The sequence below is a fragment of the Rhizobium sp. KDH_Rht_773_N genome (assembly GCF_052946295.1).
The window spans coordinates 2,372,004-2,398,528 of record NZ_CM129525.1 but is presented as its reverse complement, the minus strand read 5'-3'; the positions used below and the strand labels follow the sequence as shown (position 1 = coordinate 2,398,528).

General features: G+C 61.3%; 25 protein-coding genes and 2 pseudogenes. 15 read left to right on the top strand and 12 right to left on the bottom strand.

Translation table 11 applies throughout. The features are described 5' to 3' along the window. The first annotated feature begins 89 nt into the window (after nt 1-89). The 3 genes from ACU8HS_RS12000 (at nt 90) to lysS (ending at nt 4,115) form a co-directional block, all read left to right on the top strand. Nucleotides 90-839: a TerC family protein gene (locus ACU8HS_RS12000; protein WP_112703776.1), complete on the top strand. Its 750-nt coding sequence runs from the start codon at nt 90-92 to the stop codon at nt 837-839. A gap of 302 nt (nt 840-1,141) precedes the next feature. After that, the gene (gltX, locus tag ACU8HS_RS11995) at nt 1,142-2,596 is read left to right on the top strand and encodes a glutamate--tRNA ligase (protein ID WP_447014463.1); all 1,455 of its coding nucleotides are present in this window, start codon (nt 1,142-1,144) and stop codon (nt 2,594-2,596) included. Between the two features lie 22 nt (nt 2,597-2,618). After that, nucleotides 2,619-4,115: a lysine--tRNA ligase gene (gene lysS / locus ACU8HS_RS11990; RefSeq protein ID WP_447014462.1), complete on the top strand. Its 1,497-nt coding sequence runs from the start codon at nt 2,619-2,621 to the stop codon at nt 4,113-4,115. A 113-nt stretch (nt 4,116-4,228) separates the two neighbouring features. Here the strand turns inward: lysS and ACU8HS_RS11985 are convergent, their stop codons facing one another. After that, on the bottom strand, nt 4,229-4,957 hold the full coding sequence (locus ACU8HS_RS11985; RefSeq protein WP_112563575.1) for a hypothetical protein: 729 nt from the start codon (nt 4,955-4,957) through the stop codon (nt 4,229-4,231). Nucleotides 4,958-5,137: 180 nt separating this feature from the next. On the opposite strand from ACU8HS_RS11985, the gene ACU8HS_RS11980 reads away from it, so the two are divergent. The 7 genes from ACU8HS_RS11980 to ACU8HS_RS11950 all read left to right on the top strand — a co-directional run bounded on the left by ACU8HS_RS11980 (nt 5,138) and on the right by ACU8HS_RS11950 (nt 13,076). Continuing rightward, a complete protein-coding gene (locus ACU8HS_RS11980; protein WP_112563573.1) occupies nt 5,138-6,046 on the top strand; it encodes a LysR family transcriptional regulator in 909 nt (302 codons plus the stop codon). A gap of 120 nt (nt 6,047-6,166) precedes the next feature. Beyond that, nucleotides 6,167-7,327, top strand: coding sequence for an ABC transporter substrate-binding protein (locus ACU8HS_RS11975; protein WP_447014461.1), 1,161 nt, complete (start codon nt 6,167-6,169; stop codon nt 7,325-7,327). Between the two features lie 220 nt (nt 7,328-7,547). Beyond that, on the top strand, nt 7,548-8,534 hold the full coding sequence (locus ACU8HS_RS11970; RefSeq protein WP_447014460.1) for an ABC transporter ATP-binding protein: 987 nt from the start codon (nt 7,548-7,550) through the stop codon (nt 8,532-8,534). Next, nucleotides 8,531-9,493: an ABC transporter permease gene (locus ACU8HS_RS11965; RefSeq protein WP_112703780.1), complete on the top strand. Its 963-nt coding sequence runs from the start codon at nt 8,531-8,533 to the stop codon at nt 9,491-9,493. The genes ACU8HS_RS11970 and ACU8HS_RS11965 overlap by 4 nt, the downstream gene beginning before the upstream one ends. Then, nucleotides 9,483-10,298, top strand: a complete 816-nt coding sequence (locus tag ACU8HS_RS11960; RefSeq protein ID WP_112703781.1) for an ABC transporter permease — start codon at nt 9,483-9,485, stop codon at nt 10,296-10,298. Before ACU8HS_RS11965 ends, ACU8HS_RS11960 begins: the two co-directional genes overlap by 11 nt. Before the next feature lie 58 nt (nt 10,299-10,356). Then, a complete protein-coding gene (locus ACU8HS_RS11955) occupies nt 10,357-11,784 on the top strand; it encodes a gamma-aminobutyraldehyde dehydrogenase (protein WP_113412861.1) in 1,428 nt (475 codons plus the stop codon). A 185-nt stretch (nt 11,785-11,969) separates the two neighbouring features. After that, nucleotides 11,970-13,076 (top strand): helix-turn-helix transcriptional regulator, encoded by a 1,107-nt coding sequence (locus tag ACU8HS_RS11950; protein WP_447014459.1) that lies wholly within the window; start codon nt 11,970-11,972, stop codon nt 13,074-13,076. Here ACU8HS_RS11950 and ACU8HS_RS11945 read toward each other — a convergent pair. Next, a complete protein-coding gene (locus tag ACU8HS_RS11945) occupies nt 13,073-13,693 on the bottom strand; it encodes a TerC family protein (RefSeq protein WP_113412859.1) in 621 nt (206 codons plus the stop codon). The two genes, ACU8HS_RS11950 and ACU8HS_RS11945, sit on opposite strands and share 4 nt — an antisense overlap. 184 nt (nt 13,694-13,877) lie before the next feature. Between ACU8HS_RS11945 and ACU8HS_RS11940 the strand changes: the two genes are divergently transcribed. Further along, the gene (locus tag ACU8HS_RS11940; RefSeq protein WP_007817547.1) at nt 13,878-14,051 is read left to right on the top strand and encodes a DUF1328 domain-containing protein; all 174 of its coding nucleotides are present in this window, start codon (nt 13,878-13,880) and stop codon (nt 14,049-14,051) included. Nucleotides 14,052-14,077: 26 nt separating this feature from the next. Here ACU8HS_RS11940 and ACU8HS_RS11935 read toward each other — a convergent pair whose 3' ends face one another. Then, a complete protein-coding gene (locus tag ACU8HS_RS11935; protein ID WP_447014458.1) occupies nt 14,078-14,524 on the bottom strand; it encodes a DoxX family protein in 447 nt (148 codons plus the stop codon). A 59-nt stretch (nt 14,525-14,583) separates the two neighbouring features. After that, nucleotides 14,584-14,925 (bottom strand): annotated as a pseudogene (locus ACU8HS_RS11930) (tetratricopeptide repeat protein); the annotation flags it as partial. Between ACU8HS_RS11930 and ACU8HS_RS11925 the strand changes: the two are divergent. Next, nucleotides 14,926-15,213 (top strand): annotated as a pseudogene (locus ACU8HS_RS11925) (anti-sigma factor family protein); the annotation flags it as partial. Here ACU8HS_RS11925 and ACU8HS_RS11920 read toward each other — a convergent pair. Then, the gene (locus ACU8HS_RS11920; RefSeq protein WP_113412857.1) at nt 15,210-15,878 is read right to left on the bottom strand and encodes a DUF1345 domain-containing protein; all 669 of its coding nucleotides are present in this window, start codon (nt 15,876-15,878) and stop codon (nt 15,210-15,212) included. The pseudogene ACU8HS_RS11925 and the gene ACU8HS_RS11920 sit on opposite strands and share 4 nt — an antisense overlap. Before the next feature lie 96 nt (nt 15,879-15,974). After that, nucleotides 15,975-16,940, bottom strand: coding sequence for a transaldolase (gene tal, locus ACU8HS_RS11915; protein WP_113412856.1), 966 nt, complete (start codon nt 16,938-16,940; stop codon nt 15,975-15,977). A 547-nt stretch (nt 16,941-17,487) separates the two neighbouring features. On the opposite strand from tal, the gene ACU8HS_RS11910 reads away from it, so the two are divergent. Then, nucleotides 17,488-18,471 (top strand): sugar-binding transcriptional regulator, encoded by a 984-nt coding sequence (locus ACU8HS_RS11910; protein WP_112703867.1) that lies wholly within the window; start codon nt 17,488-17,490, stop codon nt 18,469-18,471. A 23-nt stretch (nt 18,472-18,494) separates the two neighbouring features. Here ACU8HS_RS11910 and ACU8HS_RS11905 read toward each other — a convergent pair whose 3' ends face one another. Together ACU8HS_RS11905 and ACU8HS_RS11900 are read right to left on the bottom strand one after the other, a co-directional pair. Continuing rightward, nucleotides 18,495-19,367, bottom strand: coding sequence for a methylated-DNA--[protein]-cysteine S-methyltransferase (locus ACU8HS_RS11905; RefSeq protein WP_447014457.1), 873 nt, complete (start codon nt 19,365-19,367; stop codon nt 18,495-18,497). 68 nt (nt 19,368-19,435) lie between these two features. Further along, the gene (locus ACU8HS_RS11900) at nt 19,436-19,933 is read right to left on the bottom strand and encodes a DUF2244 domain-containing protein (RefSeq protein WP_113412854.1); all 498 of its coding nucleotides are present in this window, start codon (nt 19,931-19,933) and stop codon (nt 19,436-19,438) included. Between the two features lie 22 nt (nt 19,934-19,955). On the opposite strand from ACU8HS_RS11900, the gene nth reads away from it, so the two are divergent. Next, on the top strand, nt 19,956-20,735 hold the full coding sequence (nth, locus tag ACU8HS_RS11895; protein WP_113412853.1) for an endonuclease III: 780 nt from the start codon (nt 19,956-19,958) through the stop codon (nt 20,733-20,735). 46 nt (nt 20,736-20,781) lie between these two features. On the opposite strand, the gene ACU8HS_RS11890 is transcribed toward nth, so the two are convergent. Continuing rightward, the gene (locus ACU8HS_RS11890; RefSeq protein WP_113412852.1) at nt 20,782-21,495 is read right to left on the bottom strand and encodes a sulfate transporter family protein; all 714 of its coding nucleotides are present in this window, start codon (nt 21,493-21,495) and stop codon (nt 20,782-20,784) included. A 235-nt stretch (nt 21,496-21,730) separates the two neighbouring features. Here ACU8HS_RS11890 and ACU8HS_RS11885 point away from each other — a divergent pair, with 235 nt between their 5' ends. After that, nucleotides 21,731-22,585, top strand: coding sequence for a MurR/RpiR family transcriptional regulator (locus ACU8HS_RS11885; protein WP_112563542.1), 855 nt, complete (start codon nt 21,731-21,733; stop codon nt 22,583-22,585). Nucleotide 22,586: 1 nt separating this feature from the next. On the opposite strand, the gene ACU8HS_RS11880 is transcribed toward ACU8HS_RS11885, so the two are convergent. The 3 genes from ACU8HS_RS11880 to ACU8HS_RS11870 form a co-directional block, all read right to left on the bottom strand. After that, nucleotides 22,587-24,170: an FGGY-family carbohydrate kinase gene (locus ACU8HS_RS11880; protein WP_113412851.1), complete on the bottom strand. Its 1,584-nt coding sequence runs from the start codon at nt 24,168-24,170 to the stop codon at nt 22,587-22,589. Continuing rightward, nucleotides 24,170-24,859: an HAD family hydrolase gene (locus tag ACU8HS_RS11875; RefSeq protein WP_112563538.1), complete on the bottom strand. Its 690-nt coding sequence runs from the start codon at nt 24,857-24,859 to the stop codon at nt 24,170-24,172. Before ACU8HS_RS11875 ends, ACU8HS_RS11880 begins: the two co-directional genes overlap by 1 nt. A gap of 91 nt (nt 24,860-24,950) precedes the next feature. Next, the gene (locus ACU8HS_RS11870) at nt 24,951-26,432 is read right to left on the bottom strand and encodes a mannitol dehydrogenase family protein (protein ID WP_112563536.1); all 1,482 of its coding nucleotides are present in this window, start codon (nt 26,430-26,432) and stop codon (nt 24,951-24,953) included. Nucleotides 26,433-26,525 lie beyond the last annotated feature (93 nt).

The following is a 26,525-nucleotide window of genomic DNA, read 5'->3' as shown; positions in this document are numbered from 1 at the left end:
TTTCGTATACCCCCTTGCGGCGCTTGCCCGGCAGGACCGCAACGATACATTGTCCGCGTCCTTAAGCGACGCAAGGGGGAAATACGCCGATGCAGGATATCATGACGCTCATTCAGGACCCGGCTGCCTGGGTGGCGCTTGTTACGCTCGTGGTGATGGAAGTGGTCCTCGGGATCGACAACCTGATCTTCATCTCCATCCTCACCAACAAGCTGCCGCCGGAGCATCGGGAAAGAGCCCGCAGGACCGGTATCGCCCTTGCCCTCATCATGCGTCTTGCCCTGCTCGGCACGGTCGCCTGGATCGTCCAGCTGACCGAACCTCTTTTCGAGCTTTTCGGCCACGGCTTCTCCTGGAAGGACCTGATCCTGATCGCCGGTGGTCTCTTCCTCGTCTGGAAGGCCACCAAGGAAATCCACCACAATGTCGATCCGGAGGATCACCAGGAGAATTTCATCGCAGGCGCGACAGGCACGAGCTTCGCCTCCGCGATCGGCCAGATCCTGCTGCTCGATCTCGTCTTCTCGGTCGACAGCATCATCACCGCTGTCGGCATGACGCCGCATCTCCCGATCATGGTGATCGCCGTCATCGCCGCCGTCACGGTCATGCTTGTGGCCGCAACGCCGCTCGCCAATTTCATCGAGCGCAACCCGACAATCGTCATGCTGGCGCTCGCCTTCCTGCTGATGATCGGCACGACGCTGATCGCCGACGGCATGGGCTTCCACGTGCCGAAGGGCTATGTCTACGCCGCGATGGCCTTCTCGGCCTTGGTCGAAGTGCTGAACATGTTCGCCAGGAACGCCCGCCGTCGAAAGCGTGAGGGCAGCCACTAAGGCCGCCGACCCATAAGAAGCCGATTGTTGCCCCCGCCCTGCTCGCCAGGGCGGAGGTTCTTCTGCGGGCCTGCCCGTCATCCTGACAGCGGACGATCCGAGAACCCGCAAGAGGCCCGCCGGAAGCGGTTTTTCTTGACGCGCCCTTTTGAATATGGCCTAAGCGCAGCCACACGGATAATTGGCCGATTACGCGGGCATATGCCTTGCTCCAGCCGATTTCTGCAAGATATCTGCATTCTCCAGGCCGGACGTCGCTTTCATCGAAAAGCCGCTCGGCACTCATTGACGGGCACATAAAAATGACAGCTTCCGGCGTCCGCGTCCGCATCGCTCCCTCGCCGACCGGCGAGCCGCATGTCGGCACCGCTTACATCGCTCTTTTCAACTATCTCTTTGCCAAGAAGCACGGCGGCGAGTTCATCCTGCGCATCGAGGACACCGATGCGACGCGTTCGACCCCCGAATTCGAAACCAAGGTGCTGGATGCGCTGAAATGGTGCGGGCTGGAATGGAAGGAAGGCCCCGATATCGGCGGCCCCTACGGCCCCTATCGCCAGTCCGACCGCAAGGACATGTATCAGCCCTATGCCCAGGAACTCCTGGACAAGGGCCATGCCTTCCGCTGTTTCTGCACGCCCGAGCGGCTGGAGCAGATGCGCGAGACCCAGCGCGCCGCCGGCAAGCAGCCGAAATATGACGGTCTCTGCCTGAACCTCACGGCTGAAGAAGTCACGGCCAAGATGGGCGCCGGCGAAAGCTCTGTGATCCGCATGAAGATCCCGACGGAAGGCTCCTGCGATTTCACCGACGGCGTTTATGGCGACGTGTCGATCCCGTGGGATTCTGTCGATATGCAGGTGCTCATCAAGGGCGACGGCATGCCGACCTATCATATGGCAAACGTCATCGACGACCATCTGATGAAGATCACCCATGTCGCGCGCGGCGAGGAATGGCTGGCCTCCGTGCCGAAGCACATCCTGCTCTATCGCTATTTCGGCTGGGACCAGCCGGTGTTCATGCATCTGTCGCTGATGCGCAATGCCGACAAGTCCAAGCTGTCGAAGCGCAAGAACCCGACCTCGATCTCTTACTATTCCGCGCTCGGCTATATCCCCGAAGCGCTGATGAACTTCCTCGGCCTGTTTTTCATCCAGATCGCCGAAGGCGAAGAACTCCTGACGATGGACGAACTCTCCGAAAAGTTCGATCCGGAAAACCTGTCCAAGGCCGGCGCGATCTTCGACATCCAGAAGCTCGACTGGCTGAACGGCCGCTGGATCCGCGAAAAGCTGTCGGAAGAGGAATTCCGCTCTCGTGTGTTCAACTGGGCCATGGAGAACGACCGCCTGATGGCTGGCCTGCGCCTGTCGCAGACGCGCATTTCCAAGCTGGGCGAACTGCCCGATCTCGCCGGCTTCCTGCTGAAGTCCGATCTCGGCCTGCAGCCGTCCGATTTCGCCAAGATCAAGTCGCCGCCGGAAGAGATTCTGGAGATCCTCAACACCGTCCAGCCGGATCTCGAAAAGATCCTGGAGTGGAATGTCGAGACGATCGAAGCCGAGCTGCGCGCCATCGCCGACCGCATGGGCAAGAAGCTGAAGGTCGTCGTCGCACCGCTCTTCGTTGCCGTTTCTGGCTCGTCGCGCTCGCTGCCGCTCTTTGATTCCATGGCGATTCTCGGCCGCTCGGTCGTTCGCCAGCGCCTGAAGCTCGCCTCGCAGGCGGTCGCCGCCCTCGTCGGCGCAAAGTAAGAACAGTCAGAGGATTCCGGCAATGGCTGACAACAAGACAGAAAGCACCCTTTCTTCCGACGCAACGGAAGTGCGCGCCCAGAAGCTGAAGCTGCTGCGCGAACAGATCGGCGAGGTCTATCCGGCGCATTTCCACCGCACGATGAACAATGCGGAACTTGCCGCGAAATACGAGAGCCTGGAGCCCGATGTCGAGACGCAGGATGTCGTGACCGTCGCCGGCCGCGTCTATTCCTCGCGCAATTCCGGCATGTTCATGGATATCCATGACGCCTCCGGCAAGATCCAGATCTTCTCGCACAAGGACGTGACGAGCGAGGAAGCCCGCGCCCTGCTGCCGATGATCGATATCGGCGACATCATCGGCGTGACCGGCATCGTGCGCCGCACCAAGCGCGGTGAGCTGACGATCAATGCCCAGAAGATCGAGATGCTGACCAAGTCGCTGCTGCCGATGCCCGAAAAGTGGCACGGCCTCTCCGACATCGAGCTGCGCTACCGCAAGCGCCATCTCGACATCATGACCAACGAGGAATCCAAGCTGCGCTTCCAGCAGCGCTCGAAGATCCTCTCCGGCATCCGCCGCTTCATGGAAAATGACGGCTTCATGGAAGTCGAAACGCCGATGCTGCATTCGGTCTACGGCGGTGCGACCGCCGAGCCGTTCAAGACGCATCACAACACGCTGAAGCTCGACATGTACCTGCGCATCGCGCCGGAACTGTTCCTGAAGCGCACGCTGGTCTCGGGCCTGACCGACAAGGTCTTCGAGATCAACCGCAACTTCCGCAACGAAGGCGTCTCCACCCGGCACAATCCGGAATTCACCATGATGGAGTGCTACTGGGCCTATGCCGATTACGAGGACATCATGGACCTCGTCGAGCGGCTGTTCGAGACCCTGGCGCTCTCCATCCACGGCACGACGGAATTCCCCTTCGGCGACAAGACCATGTCCTTCAAGGGGCCGTTCAAGCGCGTGCCCATGCCTGACGCCGTCAAGGAAGTCACCGGCATCGACTTCCTGGCGATCAAGACCGACGAGGAAGCCCGCGCCGCCGCCAAGGCTGCCGGCTTCGAAGTGGAAAAGGATTGGACCTGGGGCGAATGCCTCGCCTTCATCTTCGAAGAGAGGGTCGAGCAGACGCTGATCCAGCCCTCGCACGTCACGCATTTCCCGAAGGACATTTCGCCCTTCGCCAAGGAAGTGCCGGGCGAGCCGCGCCTCGTCGAGCGTTTCGAGACCTATTGCAACGCCTGGGAACTCGGCAACGCCTTCTCCGAACTCAACGACCCGGAAGAGCAGCGCCGCCGCATGGTCGAGCAGCTCGAGCAGGCGCATGCCCGCGGCGAGAAGGAAAAGCAGCTCGACGAGGAATTCCTCGATGCGATCGACCAGGGCATGCCGCCGGCCGGCGGCCTCGGCATCGGCGTCGACCGTCTCATCATGCTGCTCACCAACGCGCCGTCGATCCGCGACGTCATCCTCTTCCCGGCCCGCCGCAACAAGGCTGACTGAGAAACGCATCGCCTGAACCTAAAAACGGAGCGCCCGAAAGGACGCTCCGTTTTGTTTTGTCGTAAACGCCCCCCGAGATCAGGCGATCGCCGGCGGGCTGGAGATTTCTGGCTTCAGTGGCCGCTTTTGGCCGGTGGTTCTTCTGCAGGGGCGGCCTCCGCGGACGCTGCCGCATCCTTGGCCGCCTGCTCTTCGGCGGACGGTTCCTCGGGCTCCTTCGGCGCGGCGCCATGTCCGCCAGCCGGCTTTGCCTCACCCTTGGTGGAGGCAACGGCAACCGGGTCGATGCAATCGGCCGGATCCTTGAGGCTCGCGTTCAGTGCCGCGATCTGGTCGTCCGGCAATTCGATGCGCTCGCCGTAAAAGAGGCCGCGCTCGCTCGCCTTGCCGTCGTAGTAACGGGCCGTATAGGGCTTGTCGTTCAGTCCCTCGACCATCTTGTCGGGATGGGCGATATAGACGACGTCGGCGCCGATCGCCCGACCGCGAATATCCGAGCGCAGGGTCGGACCGTTCTCGTCGAGGACGACGACCTGCACGAGGTCGGGCTTCTGCGCCTCATAGACCGCCTGGGCGACGCGCAGCGCCGTCTTGATGCGCGTCATGCCGTCGACAGGTTCGGTCTTGATGTATTTGCGGACCCAGACATGATCCTGCTTCTTGATCGTCACCAGATTGACGTCGGTGCAGGCAACGCCATCGGCGGATTCCTCGTCACCCAGCAGCCTGTCCTTGCCGACATAAACCGCAGCACCGCCGGAAACGCCCGCCAACAGGGCGCTGCCACCGATGATCAAAGCCAATTTCCGGGAAGGCCGGAATATGCGCAGTAAGGCCTTCACGCCAACTGCTCCGCCATCTGAAAACTCCAACGCAATACAAGTGACTGTGAAACTAAGGGAAATGACGTTTCCGAATCTTTAAATGGGCCGTCCGACTTTGTCCCGAATTGGCAAAATACCAAAAAAGGTCCGGCCGCTTGTGCGCTTGCCAGACCGCTCGGGCACATGCTCTAAAATGCCATGGCCTTCACGCTTCGCCAGATCCAATATTTCGTCGCCGTTGCCGAACAGGGCTCGGTCACGCGTGCCGCACAGAATCTGTCGATTTCCCAATCCTCGATCACCGAGGCGCTGAAAGAACTCGAAAACGACCTCGGCGTTGTTCTCTTCGAACGTCACCCGCGAGGGCTCTCGATTACCCATAACGGCCACCAGTTCCTGCGTCATGCCACGAAAATCCTGGCGACCGTCTCCGACGCGCGCACCAGTTTTTCCGATCAGCAGAACGTTCCCTCCGGCACGCTGAATATCGGCGTCACCTCGCTTGTCGCAGGTTACGTTCTCTCCGATCTCCTGGCCCGCTACCGCCGCGCCTGCCCCGGCGTCGAAGTCAGCGCCATCGAGGACAATGGCGGCTATCTCGAACATCTGCTCGTTGGCGGCGAGCTGGATGTCGCCGTCATGGTCATTTCAAATCTGCGTGATCGCATGGCCCTGCAGGCCGAAATACTGGAAACCTCGCCCTATCGCCTCTGGCTGCCGATGGGCCACCCGCTGGTCTCGGCCGACATTATTTCCATTGCCGATATCGCCCGCGAGCCGCTGATCATGCTGACGGTGGACGAAATCGAGGAGAATACCGGCAAACTGCTGACCGCGCTCGGCGCCCGTCCACATGTCGCATTCAGGACCCGGTCGGTGGAGGCTGTGCGCAGCCTGGTGGCGACCGGCGCCGGCATCGCGCTGCTGCCCGATCTCGTCTACCGCCCCTGGTCGCTGGAAGGCGACCGCATCGAAAGCCGCGACGTCTCCGGCTCCCTGCCCGTCGTCCAGGTCGGCATGGTCTGGCGAAAGGGTTCCAGCCTGCCGCAGGCGGCACGCGATTTCGTCGCCATCGCCGAGAACATGCGCTCGGGGCGGTCCCGTTGACTATCGGAATTTCCGATATCGCCGTTCTGATAAATGAATTTGCGAAACCGGGAATTCCGCGTCACCCTTTCTTCCGGGAACAAAACGCCGCAAAAGCGGCACCGAACCGGGAGACAGACGATGAAGCATCTTCTGAAATCGTGCACTGCTGCGCTCGCGAGCCTGAGCTTTGCAACACAAGTTGTCGCTGCCGAACCGCTGAAGGAATTGGGCAAGGGCGAAGGAGCCGTCAGCATCGTCGCCTGGGCCGGCTATATCGAGCGCGGCGAGATCGATAAGAATTACGACTGGGTGACGGACTTCGAGAAGGAAACCGGCTGCAAGGTTTCGGTCAAGACGGCCGCCACTTCGGACGAGATGGTGGCGCTGATGAACGAAGGCGGTTTCGACCTCGTCACCGCTTCCGGCGACGCTTCGCTGCGTCTGGTCGCCGGCAAGCGCGTCCAGCCGATCAATACCGACCTTATCCCGAGCTTCAAGACCGTTGACGAGCGCCTGCAGAACGCGCCCTGGCACACGGTGAACGGCGTCCATTACGGCGTACCCTATCTCTGGGGGCCGAACGTGCTGATGTATAATACCGACACGTTCAAGGACAAGGCACCGACCAGCTGGAACATCGTCTTCGAGGAACAGAACCTGCCGGACGGCAAGTCCAACAAGGGCCGCGTGCAGGCCTATGACGGCCCGATCTACATTGCCGATGCCGCCATGTACCTGATGGCGCACAAGCCCGATCTCGGCATCAAGGATCCCTACGAGCTCAACGAGGAGCAGTACAAGGCCACCCTCGACCTGCTGCGCGGCCAGCGCAAGATCGTCTCGCGCTACTGGCACGATGCGATGATCCAGATCGACGACTTTAAGAACGAAGGTGTCGTGGCCTCCGGCTCGTGGCCGTTCCAGGTCAACCTGCTGCAGGCCGACAAGCAGAAGATCGCCTCGACCTTCCCCGAGGAGGGCGTGACCGGATGGGCCGACACGACCATGCTGCATGTCGATAGCGAACATCCGAACTGCGCCTACATGTGGATGGAACATTCGCTGAAGGCGAAGGTGCAAGGCGATGCCGCCGCCTGGTTCGGTGCCGTCCCCTCGGTTCCGGCCGCCTGCAAGGGCAACGAACTCCTGACCGACGCCGGCTGCAACACCAACGGCTACGACCACTTCGACAAGATCAAGTTCTGGAAGACGCCGGTCGCCAAATGCGCAAGCGAGAGCGAATGCGTGCCCTATCATCGCTGGGTATCGGATTATATCGGCGTGATCGGCGGCCGCTGACGCCGGGCCACGCTCGCCGACGCGGTCGGATTCCTTTCCCCAAACCCCTCCCGATAAGGGGAGGGGCGGGAGCGGCAACGCCGCATTTCTGTCGAAACGCCGAAGGGGTTGAGCGTGGGCGCGGCAGATTAAGCCCCTCCCCCTTGTGGGGAGGGGTTTGGGGCGGGCTCTTTGAACCAAGCCGAGGACCGCTCTCAGACAGAATAGAACCGGAGCTTCCATGACATCAGCCGTCCGTTTCCAGAAGGTCTCTCGCCACTTCGGCGCCGTGCGCGCGGTCGACGGCGTCGATCTCGAGATCGCGCCCGGCGAGTTTTTTGCCATGCTCGGCCCCTCCGGCTCCGGCAAAACCACCTGCCTGCGGCTGATCGCCGGCTTCGAACAGCCAACCTCCGGACATATCGAGATTTTCGGCGAAACGGCCGAAGGCATTCCGCCCTATCGCCGCAACGTCAACACCGTCTTTCAGGATTACGCGCTTTTCCCGCATCTCGATATTGTCAAGAACGTCGCCTACGGGCTGATGGTCAAGGGCGTCGGCAAGGCGGAGCGGATCAAGGAGGCCGAGAAAGCGCTGGAGCTGGTGAAGTTGCCGGGCTATGGCAGCCGCCGCCCTGGCCAGCTCTCCGGCGGCCAGCGGCAGCGCGTGGCGCTCGCCCGGGCGCTGGTCAACAAGCCCCGCGTGCTCCTGCTCGACGAACCGCTCGGCGCGCTGGACCTGAAGCTGCGCGAGCAGATGCAGGAAGAGCTGAAGAGCCTGCAGCGCGCCCTCGGCATCACCTTCATCTTCGTCACCCACGATCAGGGCGAAGCGCTCTCGATGGCCGACCGCGTGGCGGTCTTCAACAATGGCGGCATCGTCCAGCACGGCACGCCGCAGGATATCTACCGCTGCCCGAAGACGCGTTTCGTCGCCGATTTCGTCGGTTCGTCCAACGTCATCTCCCCCGATATCATGGCAGCCCTCGGCGGCCAGAAGCGCTGGGCGAGCTTGCGGCCGGAGGCAATCCGTCTGACAGCCGACGGCATCGAAGCCAGGGCCGAAAATGCCAGCTTCCTGGGCGCCGCGACCCGCCTGACCGTCGACATCAGAGGGTCGCGCCTGCATGTCATGCTGCCGGCCGGCAGCGACATCCCCGACATCGGAACGCCCGTCCGGCTTGCCTGGCAGCCTGGCGACGTCCATTACATGGATGACGCGGCATGACAGCACTGGCAATGACCAAACCGGAAAGCTCGATCCTGCCCCGGCGCGGCGGCTTCTCCGGCCGTCTCTCCGACAGTTTCTGGCGACATCCGAAGCTGCTGCTCTTCCTGATGCTGACGCCGCCGTTGCTCTGGCTCGGCATCATCTATATCGGTTCGCTGATCGCGCTTCTGCTGCAGAGCTTTTTTTCGATCGACGATTTCTCGGGCCTGGTGAATTACGAATTCACTCTCGATACCTATGCCCAGCTCCTGAACCCGAGCAATTTCGACATCATCGTCAGGACGGTCCTGATGGCGGCGCTCGTCACCGTCGCCTCGGCCATCGTCGCCTTTCCGATCGCCTATTACGCCGCCCGTTACGCGCAGGGAAAATGGAAGGCGCTCTTTTATCTCGGCGTCATGCTGCCGCTCTGGTCGAGCTATCTCGTCAAGATCTATGCCTGGAAGCTGATCCTCGCCAAGGAAGGCATCCTCACCTGGTTCTTCGCAAAGCTCCGCCTCTCCTGGCTGCTAGACGGCGTGCTCGCCCTGCCGGTCGTCGGCGGCAATTCGCTCTCCGTCAGCTATCTCGGCACCTTCATCGTCTTCGTCTATATCTGGCTGCCCTACATGATCCTGCCGACGCAGGCAGCCCTCGAGCGCGTGCCCGGCAACCTGATCGAGGCTTCCGCCGATCTCGGCGCCACGCCGAGCCAGACCTTCCGAACCGTGCTTTTCCCGCTCGCCCTGCCCGGAATCGTCGCCGGATCGATCTTCACCTTCTCGCTGACATTGGGCGACTATATCATCCCGCAGATCATCGGCTCGTCGCGCCTGTTCATCGGGCAGGCCGTCTATACGCAGCAGGGAACGGCCGGCAACGTGCCGCTCGCAGCCGCCTTCTCGGTCGTGCCGATCGTCATCATGGCGATCTATCTCTGGCTTGCCAAACGCATGGGAGCCTTCGATGCGCTCTGATCGCGGACAGAAATCGCCGTTCTTCCTGAAGATCGCAGCCGCCGGCGGCCTGCTCTTCCTGCATCTGCCGATCCTGCTGATTTTCGTCTATGCCTTCACGACGGAGGAGAAGAGTTACCAGTGGCCGCCGCCGGGCCTGACGCTGCAATGGTTCGCCATTGCCTGGAACCGCCCGGATGTCTGGGCAGCCCTTGGTCTCTCTCTGCAGGTCGCCTGTATAGCAACGGTGATCGCGCTCATCCTCGGCACGCTTTGCGCGGCCGCCGTCAGCCAGACGAAATTCTTCGGACGCGAGGCGATCTCGCTGCTCGTCATCCTGCCGATCGCGCTTCCGGGCGTCATCACCGGCATTGCCCTGCGTTCCGCCTTCAGCCTGTTCGACATCCCCTTCTCGGTCTGGACGATCGTGCTCGGCCATGCCACCTTCTGTGTCGTTGTCGTCTACAACAACGCCGTCGCCCGCTTCCGCCGCACCTCGGGCTCGCTGATCGAAGCCTCGATGGATCTCGGCGCCGACGGTTTCCAGACCTTCCGCCATGTCATCCTGCCGAATATCGGCACGGCTCTTCTTGCCGGCGGCATGCTCGCCTTCGCCCTGTCCTTCGACGAAGTCATCGTCACCACATTCACCGGCGGCCAGCAATCCACCCTGCCCATCTGGATGCTCGAAGAGCTGATCCGCCCGCGCCAGCGCCCGGTCACAAATGTGGTCGCCATGGCCGTCGTTCTCGTCACCTTCCTGCCGATCCTGGCAGCCTATTACCTCACGCGCGACGGCGATCAGATCGCCGGTGCCGGCAAATAACCCGGAGCGGACGCGGAGCCCCTCGCATCCACTCGACCAACCACAAGGGAGAACGCCCATGGATACGCAAATGCTGATCGGTTCCCGCTTCGAGACCGGCACGGAAACGGAAGAGCACATCCTGAACCCGAAGACGGGCGAGACGGTGCTGAACCTTGCCGAAGCCTCGCTCGGCCAGATCGATGCCGCCGTCAGCGCCGCCGAAAAGGCCTTCTCCGCCTGGTCGCAGACGACCCCGTCCGAGCGCTCGGCCTATCTCCTGAAAATCGCCGATGCGATCGAAAGGGACGCACAGGGCTTTGCGACGCTTGAGGCGCTGAACTGCGGCAAGCCGATCAATGCGGTGCTGAACGACGAAATCCCCGCCATCGTCGACTGCTACCGCTTCTTTGCCGGCGCCGTGCGCAACCTGCACGGACCGGCCGCCGGAGAATACCTGCCCGGCCACACCTCGATGATCCGTCGTGACCCGATCGGCATCGTCGGCTCGATCGCGCCGTGGAACTACCCGCTGATGATGATGGCCTGGAAGCTGGCGCCGGCCATCGCCGGCGGCAATACCGTCGTCTTCAAGCCCTCCGAACAGACGCCGCTGACGGCCCTGAAGATGGCGAGACTGCTGTCGGAAATCCTTCCCGAGGGCGTCGTCAATGTCATCCTCGGCCGCGGCGAAAGCGTCGGCAACGCATTGATCAACCATCCGAAAATCAGCATGGTGTCGATAACGGGCGATGTCGCGACCGGCAAGAAGGTGCTGCAGGCAGCCGCCAGGACCGTCAAGCGCACCCATCTGGAACTCGGCGGCAAGGCCCCCGTCATCGTCTTCGACGATGCCGACATCGAGGCCGTGGTCGCCGGCATCCGCACCTTCGGCTATTACAATGCCGGCCAGGACTGCACCGCCGCCTGCCGCATCTATGCCGATGCGAAGGTCTACGACAATTTCGTCGCCGACCTGACCTCCGCCGTCTCCAGCATCCGCTTCAACCGGGCCGACGACACGGAGAACGAAATCGGCCCGCTGATTTCCAGGCGCCAGCGCGACCGCGTCGAAAGCTTCGTCACCCGCGCCTCCGAACACAAGCACATGCAGATCACCACCGGCGGCAAGGTCTCGGGCGACAAGGGCTTCTTCTACGCGCCGACGGTCGTGGCCGGCGCCACGCAGGATGATGAGATCGTCCGGCGGGAAGTCTTCGGCCCGGTCGTCTCCGTCACCCGCTTCACCGACGTCGCCGATGCCGTGACCTGGGCAAACGACAGCGATTATGGCCTTGCCTCTTCCGTCTGGACCAAGGATATCGGCCGCGGCATGAAGACGGCCGCCCGCCTGCAATACGGTTGCACCTGGATCAACACGCATTTCATGCTGGTGAACGAGATGCCGCATGGCGGCCTCAAGCAATCGGGCTACGGCAAGGACATGTCTGTCTACGCCCTGGAAGACTATACCGCTGTCCGTCACGTGATGATCAATCACGGATAGTTGAACGCTGACCGCCTGATCTGCCACAAAAGTCGCTGTCGCCATCAGTGACTTTTGTCAGCTTGTCATAATACAACTGCAAATAATATTTCTAAACGTTGAATTGCCATTTCACTCTCCATGGCAGCTCGCGATACGTGTGATTCCTTATCGAATAAAAGACAGCAGTCAGGCCTTACTTATTCATGGCGACCGGCATTGATATCTCCGAGCTCGAAACGGCGCTGGACGGGTTGCTGGAATCTGCGCTGGTGCCGGGGAGCTGGGAGCGCACGCTGGAGCATATCAGCCGCGCCACCGGTGCCACCGGCACGCATATCATGCCGGTGCGCGGGAAATTCCCTGCCGGCTTCATGACCACGCCCAATCTGCTGGAAGCCTTTCAGGTCTATTTTGCCGAGGAATGGTACAAGCGCGACTTTCGCGAACGCGGCCTGGCCGTTGCGATGGCCAAGGGTGTCATCATCGAACACGACATTGCCGGCGATGAGGAATTCAATCATCACGTCTTCTATACGGAATTCCTGGCCCGCTTCGGTTTCCGCTACTCTGCCATGGTCGGTTTCACCGCCGGCGACACGATGCTGAGCCTCAACCTGCAGCGCCGCATCCAGGACCAGCCTTTCGATCGCGACGACGAGCAGCTGCTCATTAAGATGCAGTCGAAACTGACCGTCGCCGCAGAGATCGTCCGCGCGCTGCACGTCGCCAGGATCGACAGCATGAGCGAGGCTTTCGAGCTTGCCGGCACCGCGGTCGTCTTCTTCGACCGGGCCGGGCACATTACCCGGCTGAACCAGCGGGCGGAAAAGCTGCTCGACGGCAACATCCGGATTGTCGACCGGGAGCTCACGGCTCACAGCCAGGAAGAGACGGGCTTGCTGCGCCGCCATCTGCAGGCGGTCCTCTCAAAGGAGCCGTTTGCCGATGCGGTCGTCTCAACACCGGTTCTGTTTTCACGCCCCGGAAAGGCGCCGCTGATCATCCGCGCCCAGCGACTGAACGGAGCGCCGGCCGAGCTTTTCTCGCATTCCGCCGCCGTCGCCATCGTCACGGACCTCTCCGAACGCGCAGCCCCGAGCGGCGACCTGCTGCGCCGGCTCTTTTCGCTCACGCCCCAGGAAACGGCGGTCGCGCGCCTGCTGATGGAAGGCTCGTCGCCCCGCCAGATCGCCGAAATATCCGGCCTCACCTACGAGACGACGCGCGGCTACGTGAAGAAGGTTCTCGCCAAGACCGGCACGCAGCGCCAGTCCCAGCTTATCTCGCTGCTGTCCAGCCTGAAAATCTAGGCCTGATTATAGAGCGCCAGCAGCTCCCAGCCGCCTTCCCATACCATTTCGAGCGCCACGTAGACGATGATGGCAAGGCCGATCCAGCCGATCCATTTGAACCGGTTGAGCAGCCTTGCCACGAAATTTGATGCGACACCCATGAGGATGACGGACAGGATGAGGCCGAAGATCAAGGCATTCATGTTCGACTTCGCCGCGCCGGCAACGGCCAGGACATTGTCGAGCGACATGGAAAGATCCGCAAAGATGATCTGGCCGATCGCCTGCCGGAAAAGCTTCGGCTTGTGGGCGTGCTGGCTGGTTTCGTCGCCGGCCTCTTCTTCCTCCGCCTCGCACAACTCTTTGAACATCGTCCAGCAGATCCACAGAAGCAGCAGGCCTCCGACGAGATTGATGCCTTTGATGACGAGCAGTTGAGCGGCAATGACGGCGAAAACGATGCGGATGACTGCGGCAGCGGCAATGCCGGTGACGATTGCCTTCCCACGCAGATCGGTGGAAAGGCCGGCGGCGGCCATGCCGATGACGATCACATTATCCCCTGACAGGATGATGTTGATCATGATGACTTCGAGATAGGCGGAAATGACCTGGGGGTCCAGAAAAGCGTGCATGGAGAAGGGCTTTCGTCGATGGGGCAAATCGATGACGATCCCTTGAAACAGATCGAAACGCCTTTGAAAAGCCCTTGCGGGCCAAAGCAGTACGCTTTTGAGGAACGCCGTTCCATTTTAAACGATTTGGAACCAAATCGGCCTTGGCGCGTCTTCTTCCAGCAATCACGGAAGGAAGATATCCATGCTGAAATGGGCCCTGATTTTTCTGGTCATTTCGATCGTCGCCGGCTTTTTCGGCTTCTCCGGCATTTCCGCGGCAACCGCAACAATTGCCCGCGTACTCTTCGGCATATTCCTCGTCGTCTTCCTGATCTTCCTTATCCTGGCCCTGATGGCCGGGCAGGCGATCTTCTAGCAGCCGAGCCCTTCTGAACGGCAGCGCTACAGCACGGCCATCAGCCAGGGATGCAGTCCCTTGACCTGCCGTTTCACGAGACCGCCGAGAGATATCGACCCTGCGCCGGCGACCGCCAGGATGAACATGCCACCGGCGATCGCGAGATCCTTCTCGAAATGCAGCAGCTCGTTCTGGTTTGAAAGATCGGTGTGAAACAGAAAGGCGGTTGCCAGGCAGAACAGCCCCAGGGCCACCGCACCGATCCGGCTGAGGAAACCGACGGCAATGGCAAGGCCGGCGCCGATCTGCAGGGCAATCACGCAGAATGTCACCAGCGCAGGCAGGCCGAGCTTTTCGAAGATCGCAAGCGTCGCGGCAATGTCTGCGACGAGCGTAAAACCTTCATGCAGAAAGATCAGGGACAGGAGAAGCCTGCCCGCAAGAAGAACGAGATCGGCCAAAGAGGGCCGGCTTGCTGCATTTTCCATCATATCCTCCACCTTTTTGAAGCAGGCGGCAAACCCGCCTGCCCCTGCCGTCGACGCGTCCGTTATCTGCCGCCTTTTATGGCAATCGCTTCCTGAAGGTCTTGCAGTTCCTCACAGCCAGCGGGGCAAAGCTGCTTCAGCACGGACACCTGCTCTTCGGCTTTCGCCATGTCGCCGGTGTCGATGTAGAGTTCGCCGAGATATTCACGCGCCGCGTTGTGATCCGGCTGCAGTTCCAGCGCCTTGGTGTAATAGGTCAGCGACGTCCGGTAGTCGCCGGTCTTGCGCAGCGTGAAGCCCATCAGATTATAGACGTCTGCCTGCTGATTATCTTCCGCAAGATCGCGAAGTTCGGCAAGCGCGCCAGCATAGTCCTTCGCGTCGATCTTGGCCCGCACCGATGTTCGCCGCCGGTGAGCGATCTCGCCAAGGATGGCCTCCCGCTGGTCGGCGGACGCGTCGATTATATCGGCGGCCGCACCGTCGCCGCCCTCGTCTGCAGACGCCACGGCCATGTCATCAACCTGTTCGTCTGGCCCGCGGCTTCGGCGGGCCAGACCACGACGGAACACGACGGCGACAACATGGTGCAATGGTCGGAGGGCGGATTGACCTTCTGGGCAATTTCGGATGTCGCCGCGGGCGACCTTGCCGATTTCGAGAGCCTCTTCCGCTCCGCGGCCAGGCTTTAAAGCAGGCTCGCCCCGACGTTGATCGCAAGTGCCAGAATGGTCGTGTTGAACAGGAACGAGAGCAGCGCATGCAGCAGGGTAAACTTGCGCATCGTCGTCGAAGTGACCGCGACATCGGCCGTCTGCGCCGCCACGCCGATTGTGAAGGAGAAATAGAGGAAATCCCAATAGGCCGGCTCCTCGATTCCATCGGGGAATTTCAGCCCTTCGCACTTGTCCGCGCTGCCATAGAAATAATGGGCGTAGTGGATGGTGAAAAGCGTGTGCAGGAAAACCCAGGAGATCAGGATAGTCAGGATCGCCGCAGCCGCGCGCCAGAGCGCGATATTGGCCGGCGCATCCTTGATCGAATGAAGTTCGATGCCGATGCCGGCAATGCTGGCAAGGGCTGCGGCAATCGACAGGAAAAGCAGGAAAGTGTCGGAAAAATCGAGATCGGCGGATCGCTTCCGGATGCTTTCCACGGTGGCCCGCAGCATTTTTCGCCAGCTGAGCCCGATGAAGATGATCGCCGAGGCATTCCAGCCGAACAGGATATTGCTGGCGCTGACCTCCCGCGAGGTCAGAAGCAGAAAGACGACAAGACCGCCGAGCGCCGAAAGGATAAAGCTCGCATGCTTATAGGCGAACGAGACCAGCGAATTTCCATCGTCTTCGTCAGCCACCGCTTTTCCTCCGCCTTATGCTCTTGATATCAACATGAAAAAGGCGCGGATGCCAGCGGCACCCGCGCCCTTCGTGAATGTGCGGCCTGCCCTGCCTCAGGCAGCAGCGAGCTGCAGTTCCTTGCGAACCTGGCTGCGCAGCGTACCGAGATCCTTTGCAAATGCGCGAATGCCTTCGGCAAGCTTTTCGGTCGCCATGGCGTCTTCGTTCATCATCCAGCGGAAGGTCTTTTCGTCGACCGCGATCTTCGCAACCGGCTTGACGGTTTCGGGCGACAGCTTGCGCTCGAGCTTGCCCTGGTCGTTCGACAGCTCGTCAAGCAGATTCGGAGCGATCGTCAGACGGTCGCAACCGGCCAGCGCTTCGATTTCGCCGGTGTTGCGGAAGGAGGCGCCCATGACGACCGTCTTGATGTCGTTGGCCTTGTAGTAATTGTAGATGTCACGAACGGAGAGCACGCCCGGATCTTCCTCGGCGGTGAAATCCTTGCCGGTCGACTTCTTGTACCAGTCGAGAATACGGCCGACGAAAGGCGAAATCAGGAACACGCCGGCATCGGAGCAGGCAATCGCCTGGGCTTTGGAGAAGAGCAGCGTCAGGTTGCAGTCGATGCCTTCCTTCTGCAGGATTTCGGCAGCGCGAATGCCTTCCCAGGTGGAAGCGAGCTTGATGAGGATGCGATCCTTCTCGATGCCGCGCTCCTTGTAGGCGGCGATGATGCTGCGCGCCTTCTTCAGCGAGGCTTCGGTATCGAAGGACAGGTCGGCATCGACTTCGGTCGAAACGCGGCCGGGAACGAGCTTTACGAGCGCCGCACCGACGGAAATGGCAAGGCGGTCGGCAACGGCTGCGGCCGCGACATCGGCATCACCGCCGAGCTTCTTGCCCCAGGCGATTGCTTCCTTCATGTCATCAGCAAACATCTCCGTGCCGAGTGCCTTGAGAACGATGGAAGGGTTGGTCGTGCAATCGACCGGCTTCAGACGAGCGACAGCCTGGATATCGCCGGTGTCGGCGACGACGGTTGTGATCTCGCGGAGTTGGTCAAGCTTGGATGTCATAGTCAAAATCCTTTTTGAACTTGGGCTGCGGACCGGCGCGAGTTCCGCCCGGCAAAGAGGTAATCGAAGGATCGAATGGCTTCATGCTGCAGGCGAAAAGACGCGCTTCCGTCACGGCTGGTTCATAAACGTAAGAGACATTGGCACTGTTCCCAAGGGCTCTGCTCCAGGTGCCGGAGAACGACGAGCGCACTCCAAGCGCTGCCGCCTGCGGCTGATCGGCCGGTCGTGACTTTCCCCATGCCCGCACATTGTCCTCCTCGGACGGACAAGAACGACGTTGTCGACCATGACTATCGCCGCTCCGGCAACGAAAAGTCAAGGACATTTGTGCATTTCAATTGACATAAGTGTCACACCCGGCATTATCGCGGGAACAAAGCCGATGCCACAAGCTTATGCTATCGACAGCAAAGATATAGGGCATGTCGCGCAAAAGTGTGCAGCGGTTTTGCGGTACGACATGCGAAAACAAGAGCCTGAAGCGTGGCGCGCGAATCCGAAGGATCGCGATACGCTTCAGGGCGAAATCGGCGCGGGAGGAGATGTGGTCAAGCTGAAACGCGGCACGCATACGGCCTATTCCGAAGCCTCCTCGCTCCGGCTGCGGGCCGCATGGCTCTATTACAACGAAGGCCTGACCCAGAAGGATGTCGCCGAACAGCTCGGCATCAGCCGCACGACCGTCATCCGCCTGCTCGACGAGGCGATGAAACGCAGTGAAGTGCAGATCTGGATCAACGACTCGATCGGCGACTGCGTCGAGCTTTCGGTCAAGCTGGAGCGCGCCTACGGGCTCGACGAGGCGATCGTCGTGCCGGAACCTGCCAGTTGCGACGCGAATTCACTGGCAAAAAATGTCGGCCTGGCGCTCGGCCAGTTCCTGTCGGAGGCCATTCCCGACGATTATACGATCGGCGTCGGCTGGGGCCGCACCATGACGGCCTCGCTCGCAAGCTTCCGGCCGCCGCGGCGCGACAATTGCAAGATCGTCTCCCTGCTCGGCGGCATCGTCGCCGTCCACCAGACAAACCCGATCGACTATACTTGGCGGCTTGCAAACCAGCTCGGAGCGGAATGTTACATGTTCCTGGCCCCGCTGCTTGTCGACTCGACCGAAACCAAGCGCAACCTCATCGAAAAATGCGGACTGGATACGATCTACCGGCTGGCCGAAAATCTTGATCTGGCAATCGTCAGCTGCGGCGATATCGGCCCGCATTCGACCTCGCTGTCCGAAGGATGGATTTCGAAGGCCGAGCTGCAGCAGCTGATCGACGCCGGCTGCGTCTGCGACACCATGTTCAATTTTCTGGACAAGGACGGCAATTCCGTCGACCACTCGATCAATCAGCGGGTGATGTCGGTGGATCTCGATACGCTGAAGAAGGCGCGGCACATCGTTCTGTCCTCCGGCGGCGCCCATCGCGCCGTCGCGATCCGCGCAACGATCAGGCGCATCGGCTGCAATACGCTGATAACGGACGAGAGCGCGGCAAGGGCCTTGCTGGAACTCGCCGAAGCCGCCTGAACGGCTTCAGCTGCTCCCAACGGTCAGGCATGTGCCGATTCCCAGCCGAGCATTGCACGCTTGCGGGTCAGGCCCCAATGGTAGCCGGTCAGTGCGCCGTCTTTCCCAAGCGCACGATGGCAGGGCACGACGAAAGAAATCGGGTTGGCCCCGACGGCCGCACCGACGGCGCGCATGGCAGTCGGCCGGCCGATATCTTTGGCGATGTCGCTATAGGTCACGGCCTTGCCGAACGGAATCTTCAGCAGGCTTTGCCAGACGCTGACCTGAAAATCCGTCCCGATCAGCACAACCCGCAGCGGCTGGTCGGACGTCCAGCGGCCCGGCTGGAAGATACGCTCGGCATAGGGCGCCGTCGCCTGATGGTTCTCCACGTATTCGGCATTCGGCCAACGGCAGGTCATATCCTCCAGGCAGGCCTTTTCATCGCCGGAATCGCTGAAGGCGAGGCCGGCAAGGCCGCGGTCCGTTACCATGACGAGGGCCGTTCCGAAGGGGCAGACATGGAACCCGTAGCGGATCGTGAGCCCGCCCCCCTTTGCCTTCCATTCGCCGGGTGACATGGCTTCATGCGTCACGAACAGGTCGTGCAGGCGGCTCGGGCCGGAAAGGCCGACCTCGATGGAGGTTTCGAGCAACGGCATCTCTTCCTGGCGCAGCAGCCGCTTGGCGTGGTCGAGCGTCACCGCCTGCAGGAACGCCTTGGGGGACAGGCCGGCCCAACGGGTAAAGGTCTTCTGCAGCTGGGTGGGCGACTGGTGCAGCCTTGTGGCAATCGCCTCCAGCGACGGCTGGTCGCGATATTCCTCGCTGATGAGTTCGATGACCTGCCGGACGATATCGTAGTCCGAACCCTGAGGGGTGATATCTGTGTCGAGCTTGGCGATCATGTTCATCGTTTTTCTCCTTTGCCAAGGAGATAATCAAGGGCGGCCGGCCAAACCACCCGTTTCTTGCGTCATTGTCAGATCCGCTGCTTGACCGTTGCCAGCGCGCCCTTGAAGGCCTTGGCGAAACTCTCGCGGTCGTCGGGATTGAGGAAGGAACCGACATCCGTGCGCTTGCCCTGCCCGAAAATATGCATGGAGAGAATGCCGATTTCCTGATGCCTGCGCACGAGAAAACGCGTCCAGAACGGGTTGAAATGGTGCTCGATCATACGGCCGGATGGAGAGAATTTGCGCACGGAGACATCCGTGCGCGAAACGGTCACTTCTTCCCGCACCCTGCCGGACCGGTAGTTCAGCCAGAAGGCGCCGTAAAGCAGCAGGAAATCCAGGCCGAAAAAGAAACCGATCGGCCAGGCGCCGGTGACGATGAAAAACATGCCGTAGAAGAAGCACACGGCGCCGGAAACGGCGAGCATCACCTTGAAGCCTCTCCGGCCGAGCGAGCGATAGGGAAAGAGCTCGGCTGCGAAAACAGGCTGATCGTTGTGGCTGTCGGCGTTGCTTTCCGTCATGGCCGGTGAGTATAGATTTTCCATGGCGAATCCGAAACTCAAATCCGTTGTCCAATCGTCGCAAAACTCGAATGTGATCGCCCGCCGCAAGCCGGCGGCGGTCAAATCAGCCTATTCGCTTGCCGAACGCGAAGAGATCTTCCGCCGTTTCTCGGTCCAGCGGCCCGAGCCGCGGGGTGAGCTGGAACACACCAATCCCTTCACCCTCGTCGTGGCGGTGGCGCTTTCAGCGCAGGCGACCGATGCCGGCGTCAACAAGGCGACACGGGCGCTCTTCAAGGTCGCCGATACGCCGCAGAAAATGCTCGATCTCGGCGAAGAGCGATTGCGCGACTACATCAAGACCATTGGTCTCTACCGCAACAAGGCGAAGAACGTCATCGCGCTCTCGCAGATGCTGGTGGACGACTTCGCCGGCAAGGTGCCGCAGACGCGCGAGGAACTGGTGCGCCTGCCGGGCGTCGGCCGCAAGACGGCCAATGTCGTCCTGTCAATGGCCTTCGGCCAGGCCACGATGGCGGTCGACACCCACATCTTCCGTATCGCCAATCGCATCAGGCTCGCACCCGGCAAGACGCCCGACGAGGTGGAAGAGCGGCTGATGAAAGTCGTGCCGAAGCACTACCTCTATCACGCGCATCACTGGCTCATCCTGCATGGCCGCTACACCTGCAAGGCCCGCCGCCCGGAATGCGAACGCTGCGTGATTGCCGATATCTGCAAGTCGCCGGAAAAGAGCAGCGATATTCCGGCACCACCGGTCGAATTACCGCCCCAGGTGATCGGCGAGGCCGTCGAGTAAGGCGGCGAGCGCCTGCTCGTCGTCTCTACGGGAATTGCGTGAAAAGCTAGGCTCGGAATTCGGGATCGCGTGCCGAGATCAGCTTGTGCAGATGCACCATCATGCCTGCGGCAAAGAGCGGCGTGAGCAGGTTGACGATCGGGATCGCCAGGAAAAGCGCGATTACCAACCCGCCAAAAAAGACGGTCGGACCATGCTTGGCTCGAAACAGCCGCGCCTGCGGCGGCGAACGGAAGCGCATGGCCGCGAACTCGAAGAATTCCCGCCCGAGCAGATAGCCGTTCACCAGGAAGAAGGCCACGAGATTGACGCCGGGAATGAAGAGCAGAAGGAGCGCGACAATATTGCCGACGATCACGACGCCGAGGAACTTGATCGAGCTCGCCATGGCGGGGCCGAGCGGCATGGCCTTGCCGGCGGCGTCCTGCGGATAGTCCCGCTTTTCGATCACCTCGGCGACATCGTCGAGAAAGAGGCCGGCAATCAGCGCCGTGACCGGGGAAAGCAGCAGCGCCAGCGCCAGCGCAAGGCCGATACCGGCAGCAATAAGAAAAACGAAACTGAGCCAGCCGGCCCAGTCGGGCATTTCGGGAAAGAACCCGGCCACCCAGGGAAACACGAAACTGATGAACAGGCCGCGCAGCGCGAACCATAAGCCGATCAGCACCAGCAGCGTCAGCCCCAGAACTTTCCAGAAGGCCGAGCGGGTCTCCGGCGCGAACAGATTGGCAAGCGAAAGTCGAGCGGCGTCAAGGATCATTCTATGGCGTCTCCGTTACGCGGCGTGATGTAGGTAGCCCGCCGTCCTCCGGCAAGTCGGTTGAAAATTACATGCTTGAATAGAAAACTTGTCGAAAATTACATGCTAATATATAGTTCGTGATGTTGGAAATACGTATGGGCCTAAGAAGAGCTTCCGGACAATATTAAAAAACAGGGATTCGGCTCCACAGGAATCCACGGAAGGCCTCTGAGGAAATGGGGGAGGCTGCGACGTGGAAGACTTTGTAGAGAAGCTTAGGCAATACGCGAAGTCCGGCACGCCGGCCGAACGACGCATCGCGAAATATTTCACCGAACATCTGAACGATCTGCCGTTCGAAACCGCCGCATCGGTTGCCGACCGGCTTGATCTTTCGCCGATGACGGTCGGCCGTTTCCTGCGGGCGCTCGGCTACCAGGGCCTGGACAGCGTGAAGGTGGAAATCCGGGAGACGGCAACGACCTCGCCTGTCCAGTTCCAGAGCGCAATGACGGAGCTGCAGACGGACGCGTCGGAGGGCAAGCCGCTTGCCGTTCTCGTGGCCGAGCAGATACAGGCGCTGCACCACATCTATCATCTGACCGCGCAGCCGCATTGGGGCGAGGCCGTCTCGATGATCGGCGCCTCCAAGGAGGTCTTCGTCGCCACCCATGCCAGGCTTGCCGGCCTCTCCAACCATTTCTGTCAGCGACTGACGCTCGCCCGGGACGGCGTGCGCGCGATCGACGGCGCCGGCAGCCGTTTTGCTGAGCTATTCGCCCGCTCACTCGTCGAGGACGCCGTACTCGTCATCATCGATTGCCGGCGCTTCGCCAGGTCGCGGCTGCTTGCGCGCACTGCCCGCCGCTACGGGTACAAGGTGATCCTGATTTCCGCCCAGCATGCGGACTGGCTGCCCGAACAGTCTAACGTCGTCCTGCCTTTGCCGCCGGCCCGCGCGCCCGACGTCGATAATCTGCCGCCGCTGATCGCCTTGCTCGATTGTCTGTCCGAGGCGGTCATTCTGGGCGCCGGCGAGGAGGCGAGCCAGCGCCGGCGGCGCATGGTGGAATTTGCGACGATCCTCGGCGAGACCGCAAACCGCTGAACTATTCCACCGCTTCCAGCTCGGCCCGATGGCGATACATGGCAAGGAAGCGGCGATAGTCGCGGTCGTAAAGCGCCTGCCTGCTCCTGTCGGGAAGCCGCTCGGAGCCGCCGGGATACATCGCTGCGCCCGCCGCCGCCAGATTCTTGTGCAAACCGCAGGCAACCGATGCGGCGATCGCGGTGCCGAGCAGGACCGCCTCGTTCATGTCGGGCACGATGACCTTGCAACCCGTCACATCCGAATAAAGCTCCATGAGAATGGGGTTCTTCACGTGGCCGCCGGCCACATGCAGCGTATCCGGCACATAGCCATGATCTCGCATCTTTTCGAGGATGTGACGAATGCCGAGCGCGATGCCGACCGCAGTGCGCCAGTAGAGCGCGCACAGCCCGTCGAAGGACGTATCGAGCGTCAGCCCGCTCACGACGCCGACGGCATGCGGATCGGCCAGCGGCGACCGGTTGCCGTGGAAATCCGGAAGAACGAAGATCCGCGCACCGAGCGCTTCCCCCTGTTGCGCCCTGAGTTCGGCGATACGGGCGACGATCCGCTGATGCTGCGCCGCGCTCGGTTCGCCACCGGCCGCGTGCATGCGCACGATATGGTCGAGCAGCCCGCCGGCCGCCGATTGGCCGGCCTCGACAAGCCACGATTGCGGGAAAACCGCCTCGTAGTATGGCCCCCACATTCCCTGGCTCGGCTTTCGCTCACGGGAAAAGGCGACGATGCAGCTCGATGTCCCCGCAATCAGCGCAAGCTGCTGCTCAAGCCCTGCCGGATCGCCGGCATAACCGCTGAGCGTGCCGAGCGCGCCGGCATAGGCATCGATCATCCCGGCCGAGACGTGGCAATCGGCGGTCAGGCCCAGCGCTTCGGCCGCCTGCGGCGTCAGCCTGTCGATGCTTTCCCCGACGGCCGCCGTCTCCTCCGGCAGGCTGCCGCGCACCAACAGATCCTCAAGACCGACCTGCTGCAGGAAATCCTGCCGCCAGCCCCTCTCCTTATGCGCGAGATAGTTCCATTTGGCCGTCAGCGTGCAGCGGGATCGGGCAAGCGAGCCGCTTGCCTTCCAGGTCAGGAAGTCGGCAAGGTCGAAGAAATAACCGGCCTTCTCCCAGGTCGCCGGCAGGTTCTTCTTCAGCCACATCAGCTTCGGCATTTCCATTTCCGGCGACATGACATTGCCGGAATGTTCCAGCACCTCATGTTTCGTCGCCGTGCAGAAATCGGCCTCCCTCAGCGCCCGATGATCGAGCCAGACGATCGTATCGAACCGCGTCTCGCCGCCAGTGGAAACGCTGATCTGCCGGCCTTCGGTGTCGCGCACGACGAGAGAACAGGTCGCGTCGAAACCGATCGCCCCCACTGCCGCCGCAGCGATGCCGGACTGGCCCATCGCCGCGCGCACCGCAATGCAGACGGCCGCCCAGATATCTTCGGAATCATGCTCGGCATGGTTTTCGCGCGGCCGGTTCATGACGATCGGATGTTCGGCCTTGGCAAGCAGGCGCCCATGCGTATCGAAGACGCCGGCGCGTGCGCTGCTCGTGCCGACATCCACCGCAACCACATGATCACGCATCAATGCTGAGTCCCGTCCAGCTTTTGTTTGCGGACAAGGTGTATCAATTCCGGCATGGCGTCAAACACGACTTCCGGCGAAAGCCGGTCGAGTTCTTCGCGATATCCGGCGAAATTGGCGTGCGAACCGCCAGTGAAGGCGAAGACCGTCATGCCCGCCGCTTTTGCCGCTGCAATACCCGCCGGACTGTCCTCGATCACGATGCAATCGCGCGGTTCCACATGCATCTGGTCGGCCGCGTAGAGAAAGAGATCGGGCGCCGGTTTGCCGCGCTTGACCATGCTGGCGCTGAAGATGTTCGGCAGCTTCGGCAGAAGTCCGGTGACGGAAAGCGACAGCCTGATCCGTTCGACCTGGCTGGACGAAGCGACGCAACAGGGAACGCCGAGCGCGTCGATCGTCGCGCCGATGCCTGGCATCGCCTTCAGCTCGGTGCGGAAACGGGCATAGAGATTGGTGCGGATGCCTTCGAGGAATTCCTCGTTGGCATGCACGTTGAACTCCGTCTCCAAAATGTCGATCAGCGTTGCGAGGCTTTTGCCGAGGAAGCGCTCATAGGCCTCGTCTTCGGTGATCGTCACGCCGAGATCGGCCATCGCCCTGACGAGAACGCTGATCGAAATCGGCTCGCTGTCGACAAGTACGCCGTCACAATCGAAAATGACCAGCCGTGGTTCAGCATCAGCCATGGAAGACCCAACCTGAGTTCAGTTCGGACGAGACCGTCCCGCTTTGTCCGCAAGGCCGGAATGGCGGCTGAAACGCCGCCATCGGAATTTCTTACACTGCGAGCTTGCCGTCGAGATAGAGCTGCAAGGTTTCCCTGGTGCCCTTTTCCCACAGGGTTTTCAGCGCATGGGCGAAACGCTTGCGGAAAAGCTCGGATTTCGCCACTTCGCCGAAAATATCGTCGAAGACCAGAAACGCCGCCGGATCGTCCTTGGCCTTCACCGCTGCCGCGTGCAGACGGTCGGCGCTGGCATCGTTGAAGACGATATCCTTGCCGCTGTCGCTCTTGCCGAAGAAGTAGCGGCACCAGAGCGCGGAGACGAGCGCGAGACCGACGACATCCTTGCCCTGGCTGAGATTGTCGAGCGTCGAGGGCAGGATGAATTTCGGCTGACGGTTGGAACCGTCCTGTGCCAGCCGCGGGATCGTGTCGGCGATCTTTGGATTGAGGAAGCGCCGCTCGATCAGCTTGAAATAGTCGGCGAGCGACGTGTTCGGCACCGGCGGCACGATCGGAATGATTTCCTCGTTCTCGAGCTTGGCGAGGAAGGCGCGGATCAGATCGTTTTCCATCGCCTCATGCACGAAATGAATATCCATCAGCGCCGCCGGATAGGCGATCGCCGCATGGCCGCCATTGAGGATGCGGATCTTCATGTGCTCATAGGGCGTGACATCGGGCACGAAGGTGACGCCGACCTTTTCGAGCGCCGGGCGCCCCATCGGGAATTTGTCTTCGAGCACCCACTGCTTGAACTCTTCGCAATAGACCGGCCAATTGTCCTCGATATCGAAATTCTCTTTGAGAAAATCGATCTCGCGCTGGCTGGTCGCCGGCGTGATGCGGTCCACCATGCCGTTCGGGAAGGAGACATTTGCCTTGATCCAGTCGGCAAAGGCAGGATCGGAAAGCTTCGCCGTGCCGACGACGGCATTCGCGGTCACCACACCATTGTGGGGAATGTTGTCGCAGGACATGACGGTGAAGGGCGCGATGCCCTTCTCCTTGCGCGCCTTGAGGCCGGCAACGATCAGGCCGAAGACCGTCTTCGGTCCAGCCGGATTCTGGCCGTCGGCGGCAATCGCCGGATGCGCCGGGTTGAACTTGCCCGAAGCGTCGATGAAGTAGCCGCCTTCGGTGATCGTCATCGAGACGATGCGGATGTCGGGATCGGCAAGCTTGGCGATGATGACATCAGCATTGCCGACCGGCAGGATATCGATCATCGGCGCCGTGACGCGAGCCGCCGTCCTGTTGTTGTCCTGCTCGACGACGGTCGTCAGGAAATCCTGCGCGGCAAGCTTGTCGCGCATCGCAGCGTCGGACGGCAGCACGCCGGCGCCGATGATGGCCCAGTCATGGTCACTGCCGGCGTTGAACAGATCGTCGAGATAGATCGCCTGATGGGCGCGATGGAAATTGCCGACGCCGAAGTGCACGATGCCGGCTTTCAGCGACGCCCGGTCGTAAGCCGGAATGGCCGCGGTCTTTGCCGCCTCGGCGAGCGTTGCCAGCGATAGTTTGCACGTCATGTTTCAGTCCTCTTGAAGGTCTTGCGAAAGGGCTTTCGGCCCTTCCGGTAGCGCGGGCCGGACGAGATCGCCCGGTCCGCATGTCTGCCCCCA

Bases quoted from the DNA above. Each gene is read 5' to 3' on its own strand.
- lysS (WP_447014462.1), top strand. From the start codon at position 2,619: ATGGCTGACAACAAGACAGAAAGCACCCTTTCTTCCGACGCAACGGAA.
- nth (WP_113412853.1), top strand. From the start codon at position 19,956: ATGGCGAATCCGAAACTCAAATCCGTTGTCCAATCGTCGCAAAACTCG.
- ACU8HS_RS11955 (WP_113412861.1), top strand. From the start codon at position 10,357: ATGGATACGCAAATGCTGATCGGTTCCCGCTTCGAGACCGGCACGGAA.
- ACU8HS_RS11940 (WP_007817547.1), top strand. From the start codon at position 13,878: ATGCTGAAATGGGCCCTGATTTTTCTGGTCATTTCGATCGTCGCCGGC.
- gltX (WP_447014463.1), top strand. From the start codon at position 1,142: ATGACAGCTTCCGGCGTCCGCGTCCGCATCGCTCCCTCGCCGACCGGC.
- ACU8HS_RS11945 (WP_113412859.1), bottom strand. From the start codon at position 13,693: ATGCACGCTTTTCTGGACCCCCAGGTCATTTCCGCCTATCTCGAAGTC.
- ACU8HS_RS11980 (WP_112563573.1), top strand. From the start codon at position 5,138: ATGGCCTTCACGCTTCGCCAGATCCAATATTTCGTCGCCGTTGCCGAA.
- ACU8HS_RS11950 (WP_447014459.1), top strand. From the start codon at position 11,970: ATGGCGACCGGCATTGATATCTCCGAGCTCGAAACGGCGCTGGACGGG.
- ACU8HS_RS11875 (WP_112563538.1), bottom strand. From the start codon at position 24,859: ATGGCTGATGCTGAACCACGGCTGGTCATTTTCGATTGTGACGGCGTA.
- ACU8HS_RS12000 (WP_112703776.1), top strand. From the start codon at position 90: ATGCAGGATATCATGACGCTCATTCAGGACCCGGCTGCCTGGGTGGCG.
- ACU8HS_RS11970 (WP_447014460.1), top strand. From the start codon at position 7,548: ATGACATCAGCCGTCCGTTTCCAGAAGGTCTCTCGCCACTTCGGCGCC.
- ACU8HS_RS11870 (WP_112563536.1), bottom strand. From the start codon at position 26,432: ATGACGTGCAAACTATCGCTGGCAACGCTCGCCGAGGCGGCAAAGACC.
- ACU8HS_RS11960 (WP_112703781.1), top strand. From the start codon at position 9,483: ATGCGCTCTGATCGCGGACAGAAATCGCCGTTCTTCCTGAAGATCGCA.
- ACU8HS_RS11965 (WP_112703780.1), top strand. From the start codon at position 8,531: ATGACAGCACTGGCAATGACCAAACCGGAAAGCTCGATCCTGCCCCGG.
- ACU8HS_RS11905 (WP_447014457.1), bottom strand. From the start codon at position 19,367: ATGAACATGATCGCCAAGCTCGACACAGATATCACCCCTCAGGGTTCG.
- ACU8HS_RS11900 (WP_113412854.1), bottom strand. From the start codon at position 19,933: ATGACGGAAAGCAACGCCGACAGCCACAACGATCAGCCTGTTTTCGCA.
- ACU8HS_RS11975 (WP_447014461.1), top strand. From the start codon at position 6,167: ATGAAGCATCTTCTGAAATCGTGCACTGCTGCGCTCGCGAGCCTGAGC.
- tal (WP_113412856.1), bottom strand. From the start codon at position 16,940: ATGACATCCAAGCTTGACCAACTCCGCGAGATCACAACCGTCGTCGCC.
- ACU8HS_RS11935 (WP_447014458.1), bottom strand. From the start codon at position 14,524: ATGATGGAAAATGCAGCAAGCCGGCCCTCTTTGGCCGATCTCGTTCTT.
- ACU8HS_RS11880 (WP_113412851.1), bottom strand. From the start codon at position 24,170: ATGCGTGATCATGTGGTTGCGGTGGATGTCGGCACGAGCAGCGCACGC.
- ACU8HS_RS11890 (WP_113412852.1), bottom strand. From the start codon at position 21,495: ATGATCCTTGACGCCGCTCGACTTTCGCTTGCCAATCTGTTCGCGCCG.